10 protein-coding genes are annotated in these 7,959 nt (G+C 46.8%); 4 read left to right on the top strand and 6 right to left on the bottom strand.

The window, feature by feature from the left end:
- Window positions 1-17: 17 nt before the first annotated feature.
- Window positions 18-557, bottom strand: coding sequence for a glycine zipper 2TM domain-containing protein (locus LSG37_RS17705; protein ID WP_233081136.1), 540 nt, complete (start codon window positions 555-557; stop codon window positions 18-20).
- A 198-nt stretch (window positions 558-755) separates the two neighbouring features.
- Window positions 756-1,016, bottom strand: coding sequence for a GNAT family N-acetyltransferase (locus LSG37_RS17700; protein WP_233081135.1), 261 nt, complete (start codon window positions 1,014-1,016; stop codon window positions 756-758).
- Between the two features lie 77 nt (window positions 1,017-1,093).
- Here LSG37_RS17700 and LSG37_RS17695 point away from each other — a divergent pair, with 77 nt between their 5' ends.
- Window positions 1,094-1,843: a substrate-binding periplasmic protein gene (locus tag LSG37_RS17695; RefSeq protein WP_233081134.1), complete on the top strand. Its 750-nt coding sequence runs from the start codon at window positions 1,094-1,096 to the stop codon at window positions 1,841-1,843.
- On the opposite strand, the gene LSG37_RS17690 is transcribed toward LSG37_RS17695, so the two are convergent.
- Both LSG37_RS17690 and LSG37_RS17685 read right to left on the bottom strand, forming a co-directional pair.
- Window positions 1,776-1,976, bottom strand: coding sequence for a hypothetical protein (locus tag LSG37_RS17690; protein WP_233081133.1), 201 nt, complete (start codon window positions 1,974-1,976; stop codon window positions 1,776-1,778). The genes LSG37_RS17695 and LSG37_RS17690 overlap by 68 nt on opposite strands.
- Before the next feature lie 134 nt (window positions 1,977-2,110).
- Window positions 2,111-3,451: an NAD(P)/FAD-dependent oxidoreductase gene (locus LSG37_RS17685; protein WP_233081132.1), complete on the bottom strand. Its 1,341-nt coding sequence runs from the start codon at window positions 3,449-3,451 to the stop codon at window positions 2,111-2,113.
- Window positions 3,452-3,541: 90 nt separating this feature from the next.
- Between LSG37_RS17685 and LSG37_RS17680 the strand changes: the two genes are divergently transcribed.
- Window positions 3,542-4,108: a GNAT family N-acetyltransferase gene (locus tag LSG37_RS17680; protein ID WP_233081131.1), complete on the top strand. Its 567-nt coding sequence runs from the start codon at window positions 3,542-3,544 to the stop codon at window positions 4,106-4,108.
- Window positions 4,109-4,278: 170 nt separating this feature from the next.
- On the opposite strand, the gene LSG37_RS17675 is transcribed toward LSG37_RS17680, so the two are convergent.
- On the bottom strand, window positions 4,279-4,542 hold the full coding sequence (locus LSG37_RS17675; RefSeq protein ID WP_233081130.1) for a hypothetical protein: 264 nt from the start codon (window positions 4,540-4,542) through the stop codon (window positions 4,279-4,281).
- Between the two features lie 161 nt (window positions 4,543-4,703).
- Between LSG37_RS17675 and LSG37_RS17670 the strand changes: the two genes are divergently transcribed.
- Both LSG37_RS17670 and LSG37_RS17665 read left to right on the top strand, forming a co-directional pair.
- Entirely contained in the window at window positions 4,704-5,948 is a 1,245-nt protein-coding gene (locus tag LSG37_RS17670) for an NRAMP family divalent metal transporter (RefSeq protein ID WP_233081129.1), read from the top strand.
- A 171-nt stretch (window positions 5,949-6,119) separates the two neighbouring features.
- Window positions 6,120-7,406 carry a cation:proton antiporter gene (locus LSG37_RS17665; RefSeq protein WP_233081128.1) on the top strand — a complete coding sequence of 429 codons (1,287 nt, stop codon included), beginning with the start codon at window positions 6,120-6,122 and terminating at the stop codon, window positions 7,404-7,406.
- Window positions 7,407-7,467: 61 nt separating this feature from the next.
- Here the strand turns inward: LSG37_RS17665 and ilvN are convergent, their stop codons facing one another.
- Window positions 7,468-7,959 carry an acetolactate synthase small subunit gene (gene ilvN / locus LSG37_RS17660; protein ID WP_008899063.1) on the bottom strand — a complete coding sequence of 164 codons (492 nt, stop codon included), beginning with the start codon at window positions 7,957-7,959 and terminating at the stop codon, window positions 7,468-7,470.

Below are 7,959 nucleotides of genomic sequence, written 5' to 3'. Positions count from 1 at the left end.
GCATTTGGGGCACTTTCTTAGTTGGCGCTGGCTGTAAGCAGCTGGCCATCTTTTACCGGCAGGCGTTCTGCTGGTTCTTCATTTAAACGGGTTTTGTGGACTTTACCGTCCAACAAATAGGTTACGTCGTAACCAACAATTCGTTGTTCTTTTTTCTGCACTGTTTTACAAACCCGGCGGGTTGTACTTTCTACATCCTTGTTTTGCATGTCGTTCTGCACTTGTTTACCGGCATAACCACCAGCTGCAGCACCTGCAACAGTTGCAATCTTCTTACCTGAACCACCGCCAACCTGGTTACCCAGTACACCACCCACCACAGCACCTAAAACGGTACCTGCGATTTGATGTTGATCCTGCACTGCTGCTTTCTGCTGCACAATCTGGTCGGTACACTGTTCAACCGGTACGTTATAGCTTTCATACACAGCTTTGCTGGCAACTACTTCGGCGTATTCCGGTTCTTTGTCTAAATAACTGTAGCCTGCCATAGAGCCTAAAGCAGTAACGGCGATACCACCTACTACTAAACCTGCAATAAGAGACTTGTTCATCATACACCTCAATTCTTTGTTATAAAGTTCGATTGCCTTCGGCAATGAAGTTGACAATAGTGTAGGCGCGTCAAGCTGTACTCAAACTGAACCGTTATTTCAAGCCACAGCTTCGTTGTCTGTGCGCTCTCACCCACAGCATTGGATTTGAATTTCAGAGGGACAGCGATAAATCCTGTCTCAGTATGTTCGGAACATGCTTTAATTCTTTAAAAAAGGCAGCACATAAGAGCAACTGGCTTCTATCTGATAGCCCTGTTTTTTTGCCCAACTCAGACCCGCTTCGACCAGTTGTCTGGCTAACCCTTTTCCTCTGGCACTTGCCGGAACATAAGTGCGGTAAAAGTTGATTTTCTTGCTGTTTGGGTCAAGGCTATAGAGAAGCTCCGCCTGTTCTTTTTCCCACAAAATAACAAAACGATGTTCTTCAGGATGGTGTTGAATATCAACTGATGCTGACATGCAGAATGGCCTTTGCAGATTAAGGATGATCTGATCCAGACTAAACTTTTTCTAATGGCGGGTATAGAGGTAAACGCATGAGATGGTTATTGTTTTTATGTATCGCCTTTAGTTTAACAGCCCAGGCTAAAACAGAGCTGACGATTCTGGTCGGTCTGGACAAACCCCCTTATATCGACTTAAACGACAGCTCAGGTTATGAGCTGGATTTATTACGTTTATTAAGCAAAAAAATGGGTTACGACGCAGTTTTTTTGCATGTGCCTAACGCCAGGATTAAGGATTTAATGCTGGCGGGAAGAGCGGATATAGCAACTTTGCAAAAGAGCGATCCAGAGCAGCAGCACCTGTATTATTCTCAGCCTTATATCCGTTATCAGAATGTAGCCGCCAGCCTGTCATCCAAAAGTTTGCAACTGCATCAATTGGAGCAATTAAAACCCTATTCTGTGGTGGCTTTTCATAACGCCAGAACTTTGTTGGGCCCCGAATATCAACAACTAGTGCGTTTGGTGATGAATTATCAGGAAGTGGCCAATCAGAGCCAGCAACTACAAATGTTATTGCTGGAACGTTGTGACGTAGTGGTGATGGACAGAAATATCTTTTATTACTACGCCAAATTGGCAGGCCACAGTATGCAGCCTTTTGATTTAGCGCCAGTGTTTAAGCCCAGTTTATACAGTGCGGCTTTTAAAAATGCGCAATTAAGGAAAAAATTTGATAAAGCCCTAGCTGAGGTACAGCAAGAGCCCATTTTTACTCAGCTGCAGCTGAAGTATTTTTCTGAGGTGAATCAGGAGCTTCAGCTGCCTCAACTTGAGTAGCATCAGTTTCAGTGTTTTCAGTCTGAGCTTCTTCCGCTTTTTGTTTTAACCGGATAGAGTTTTTCACCAGAATGTTTTTCTTTTGTTTGGCTCTTTTACTGATTTTCTTTTTTAATGCTTTGCTTGAACTCATGATGTCACTTCTTACTCCAGATATGGCCGCCAGTTTACCTGACTCTGTTTATATACCCAAGAACTTGCTGTGGTTTCGGTAGGGGCTGGGCTTGTCCCCGCCCGTCTCGCGTCTAATTCGATCTGTTAAGAGGATTAGAACCAGCGATCTTTGACCATGCCATAATGAAAATAGCCCCACTGGCCTAAACGCCGCAGCGCTGGCAAAGGAAACTGCGGCAAAGCCTTCTGATAAATCGGAATGGCGGGCAAAGGTACTCCCATTAAACGTTCTGCCAGTCGTTTACCGGCCTGAACTGAAAAGGTCAAGCCGCTGCCGCAATAGCCCATACTGTATAGCACATTACCTTTGTCATCGGCCTGAGCCAGATGTGGAATATCATCCAGTGTCATACAAATCCAGCCTGACCAGCTGTAGTCGTATTTGAGTGACTGTAAAGCCGGGAAACTGAGTTTTAAAACCTCAAGCAAGCGGTTCGCAAAATAAGGATCCTCTGCACCCTGACCGGTAATAGCACCGCGGCCACCAAACAAAATGCGGTTATCCGGTAATTTACGGTAGTAATACTTCAGAGCCCTGGTATCCATAATCACTTGCGAGGTTAAAAAATTGCAGGCGGCCAGCTGAGCTTCAGACAAAGGTTCTGTGACAATAATTTGCGACAACACAGGCAAGGTGCGGGACTGCACACCGCTGTGCAGCAGTTTTGGCGTGTAGCCATTGCTGGCGATCACCACTTTTTTCGCCCGAACCAAGCCTTGCGGCGTAATCAGCAGTTGCTGTTCACCCTCTTGCTGCCATTGAGTGACAGGGCTTGCGCTATAAATTTTGGCTCCGGCTTTTTGCGCCAGTTGCTGATAACCCCATGCCAGTTTCAGCGGGTTAACACCAAAACCATCGTAAAAGCGCAAAGCTGCATAAGCGTGCTGGTCGGCGACAAAACGCTGATGCAGTTCGTCACGGCTGAACAGTTCCACCTGATAACCAAATTCTTTTTGCAGTAAGGTTGCTTGTTGCCGCAGGCTTTTGATCATCGACGGTTTATGTGCCATCCGTAAATAACCTGATTCTTGCTGGTCGCATTCTATACCAGTGGCGATCAGCGATTTAACGGTTTCAAGACCAGCACAAAATTCGTTATAAATTCCGTGCATGGCTGCTTCGCCATACTGGGCCCGCATCACTGAATAGGGTTTCCGACCTGAGGATTTCAGCACAAAACCGGCATTACGGCCGCTACAACCCCAGGCGGTTTTGTTGGCCTCCAGCACCACTGCTTTTACGCCATGTTCAGTTGCCAGATGATAAGCACAGGATAAACCTGTGTAACCAGCACCAATAATGGCGACATCCACTGATAAATCCTGTTGTAACTGACCATCATCTGCCGGTGCTGCGCCTGAATGATCAGCCCAATAGCTGTGTGGGTAAGCCTGGCCCTGGCCCGGATGGGGGTCGATAAGCGGGTCGTACATCCGTTTTTCCTTTTGTCGTACAGCTATATTGTAATGGATGAGTTTTTTAGTGATCATGGCAAGAACAAGAGAAAAAACCAAGAGTGTTTTATGCATTCCATAGCTATTCAGTACCGTCAGCTTCAATTGCAGGATTATGCTGCTTTGCTGCAATTAGCCAATCAGGTGCATGGGGATGGTTATCTGGATCAGCAGTCTCTGGCTTATTACCACCAGTTAAGTATTAAGCAGGGCATAGATGCCAGCTTTGTGGCTTATGCTGCTCAGCAACTGGTGGGGTTCCGTTTATGCTGGGCGGCGGGGCAGTGGCAACCCGATCAGTGGTGCAGCACAGATTTATGGCAAACAGAAATAACGGATACCAGTTATTTTAAATGCAATACCATAGCGCCTCATTGGCAGGGCCATGGTGTGGGGGGCGAATTGATGAAGCGCTCTATCACTGCATTAAAACAACAAGGCGCAAAAGCAGGGGTCGCGCATTTATGGCGGCAAAGCCTTGGCAATGCGGCTGTGAAGTACTTCACAAAACAAGGTGGGCAACTGGTAAAAATTCATCCGGATAAATGGCGGCAAGATAGCCATAACGGTTATGAATGTGTGCGTTGTGGTTTTGATTGTCGCTGTGAGGCAGCCGAGATGATCATTTATTTCTGAACATCCTACGTCCTTGGGCTGTGGCGGCGTTACAGGTGGGCGACCATAAAGGTCGCCCCTACGGATTTATTTTGCAAATCGCGTTGTAGGGGCGCGGGTTTATCCCCGCCCGTCCATCGTTCAATCCGGTGTCGATTGGGTTTATCCCGCCTGTACAATAACCGAGTAGCTTACTCCGTCACCCAAGGCATTTCCGGCAACAAGGCCAGATGTTCGATGTAACGCTGCAGATTAAAAGCTTCGTTGCGTTCAATCACAGCTTCCATCTCCGGTGCTAATGCACAAGCCATCAGCTCCAACGCATCTTCTCTGCTATGGCCTGTCATGCATAAACGCATCAGGGTTTCTTTCACTTGTTTTGGATTATTATCGGCCAGTTGGTTTTCCAGCACTTCAAAAATTATTTCCTGATCGACTAAGGGTTCCTGACTCATGCGAATTTCCTAGATATTCATTTAAGCGCAGCATGCCAGAGCATAAGCAAAGCGGCAAGCCGAAGGACCGACCTCTGAAGTTTTTCCATTTGTCCGATGGTGTTCAGCTTTGGCTTTGGCTAAGCTGGGTCACGGCTTTTTAAACATAAAAACAAAAACTTATGCAACAGGGATATTCGTCAAACTGGCACAGCAGATTGAAGGCTTTGGGGCCAGGTGTTTTATTAGCAACGGCCGCTATTGGTGGTTCGCATATTGTCGCTTCCACTCAGGCTGGTGCTTTGTTTGGCTGGCAACTGGCGGTACTGATTTTGCTGGTGAATGTATTGAAGTACCCCTTTTTCCGCTTTGGTGTCGAGTACAGTCTGCAAAGTGGTGAAACTTTGCTGGAAGGCTATAAAAAACAAGGCCGGGGTTATTTATTAAGTTTTGTCTGGCTGAATTTAATAGCTGCTGTGGTCAATACGGCTGGTGTGCTATTGCTGACAGCCAGCTTGCTGCAGTTGTTTCTGCCGGTGCAGTTGTCCTTGACAGTGCTGTGCCTGATATTGCTGGCCGTCTGTTTGCTGATTTTACTGGCAGGCCAATACAAGTTACTCGACAGCGTCTCTAAGTGGGTGATGGTGTTGTTAACCATCACTACAGTAGCCGCCGCCATTATTGCCTTTAATAAGGGGCCAACAGCAGCGCCGGATTTTGTCGGCCCTTCGCCCTGGCAGTTAATGTATTTAGGCTTTTTAGTCGCGCTGATGGGCTGGATGCCTGCTCCTATTGAAATCTCCGCTATTAATTCGTTATGGCTTAAAGCCAAGCAGCAGCATACGGCTGTCAGTAAAAAGGATGGTTTGTTTGACTTTAACTTAGGCTACTGGAGCACTACTGCATTGGCTCTGGTATTTTTGTCACTGGGCGCTTTGGTGCAATATGGCTCGGATCAGAAAGTAGAATTAGCTGGTGCTGCGTACACCAGCCAGTTTGTCGCTATGTATGCCAGTACTATAGGTGACTGGTCGAGGTTGCTGGTGGCTTTTGTTGCTTTCCTTTGTATGTTTGGCACTACGCTGACCGTGCTGGATGGTTATGCCCGTACTATCAATGAGTCGTTCCAGCTGCTGGGTTGGCAAAAAACGCAGCGAAAAAACAGTTACAACTACTGGCTGCTGGCGCAGGCTGCTTCAGGGATGGCGGTGATTTTATTTTTTAAATCTGCGCTTGGGCCTATGCTGACCTTTGCCATGAGTCTGGCTTTTGTCACCACTCCTGTGTTTGCCTGGCTGAATTACCGTCTGATGCGGGGTCAGCAAAAACACCTGATGCAGCCCTGGATCCGCCTCTTGTCCTGGTTGGGGCTGATTTATTTATTTGGCTTTTCGCTGCTGTTTATCTGGTGGTTTCTGAGCAAATAAAACCCCGTCTAATCACCCGCTTAGCACAGAAGGGCAGAAATTCGCTTGCGCTGGCTTAAACCGCTCTGTAGTCTCGATTTCAGAGATCGGTTTAAACCGGCATTAAAGCAACAAAACACAACCTTTCCCACTACATGCATTCTTCAATCAACAGCAACAACAGAAGTGTAAATGATGAGTTCTTTAGAGTTTGTAGTCACCTTTTTGCTGCAACTGGCGGTGATTCTTGTCGCAGCGCAAATCTTTGGCTATCTGGCACGTTTTATTGGCCAACCGAAAGTGGTTGGTGAAATGATTGCCGGCGTTGTGTTAGGCCCCTCGTTATTTGGCTTATTCTGGCCAGAATGGCAACAACAAATTTTCCCTGCTGACACTATGCCTGTGCTGTATTTTGGTGCTCAGTTAGGCGTAGGTTTGTATATGTTTTTAGTCGGACTGGAATTTAATACCAGTTTGTTTAAACAGCAGGCGCGTAGTGCTATTGCCGTGTCTTTGGCTGGCATGTTAGTGCCATTTACCGTCGCCGCTTTATTGTGTGTATGGCTACTGGATATACCGGGCTTATTTGCTGCCGATATTTCCTATGGCAATGCTGCATTGTTTTTAGGCGCGGCTATAGCTATTACTGCTTTCCCTATGTTGGCCCGTATTATTTATGAACGGGGTTTGTCCGGCACTTCTTTAGGCGCTTTGGCTTTAGCTGCCGGTGCTATAGACGATGCTGCGGCCTGGACTGTGATGGCTGTGGTGTTAGGCAGTTTTGGTGGCGGCACTTTGCTGGCGGTAAAAGCTGTAGTAGGTGGTGTTGCTTATGCCACATTGATGTTTACCAAAGTCACTGGCTGGCTGCAGCCTCTGGCCGATCGTATTGAAGCTAAAGGTGAAATGAGCTGGGGCCAGTTTGCTTTCCTGCTGATGCTCTTTGCTATCTCTGCTTATTCGATGGAATGGGTTGGGTTACATGCTGTGTTCGGCGGCTTTATTTTAGGTATTGCGATGCCCCGTGGTGCCATAGTGGAGCACTTACGTAAACGCCTGGAAAAAATCACTATTTTTGTATTGTTACCTATGTTTTTCACCTATTCAGGGTTAAAAACTCAGCTGACTATACTGGCCGATTGGGAAGTGATGTCTGTGGCTTTGGTGATACTGGCCGCTTCGGTCTTTGCCAAAGGCATTGCGTGCTGGGCTGCTGCACGCCTCACCGGCAGTGATAACAGAACTGCTATGGCTGTTGGCGCTTTAATGAACGCCCGTGGCCTGATGGAGCTTATTATTATCAATATAGCGCTGAAGTTTGGTGTAATCGAACCAGCATTGTTTTCCATTATGGTGCTGATGGCTATAGTCACTACGCTCATGGCGACACCATTGTTTGAACTGGTGTATGGGCGACATATGAAAAAGAAAGTCGTAGCGAAAAGTGCTGTATCAGCACAGGTTGTAAGTGAGAGCTAGTGTTATAAAAATAATAAAGCGGACCAGAGTCCGCTTTATTAAATCAAATAAAATCAGTTTGTTACAAACTTAAAGTACGTTCACCACGTGAAATGCCAGACACACCACTGCGTACTGTTTCCAGTATTTGGGTGCCGTTTAAGGCCTGAATAAAAGCTTCCAGCTTGTCCGAAGTGCCGACCACCTGAATGGTGTAGGTGCTGGCTGTGATATCAATAATCTGACCACGGAAGATATCAGCACAACGTTTTACTTCTTCGCGTTGTTCTGCCGTGGTTTTGACTTTGACCATCATCAGTTCACGTTCAATATGAGCCGATTCACTTAAATCAGCCAATTTCACCACTTCAATCAGTTTGTGCAGCTGTTTGGTGATTTGTTCTATCACCTGATCATCACCGCGGGTCACCAGTGTCAGACGCGAAATAGTCGGGTCTTCTGTGGCAGCTACCGTAAGCGAATCAATGTTATAACCACGCTGTGCAAATAAACCTACTACGCGGGCTAAAGCGCCGGACTCGTTTTCCAGCAATACAGATAAAATATGCCGCAT

The organism is Rheinheimera soli (assembly GCF_021290985.1).
In the GTDB taxonomy this organism is placed as follows: Bacteria; Pseudomonadota; Gammaproteobacteria; order Enterobacterales; family Alteromonadaceae; genus Pararheinheimera; species Pararheinheimera soli.
The sequence above is the reverse complement of the archived record's forward strand: the minus strand, read 5'-3'. Positions and strand labels throughout refer to the sequence as shown.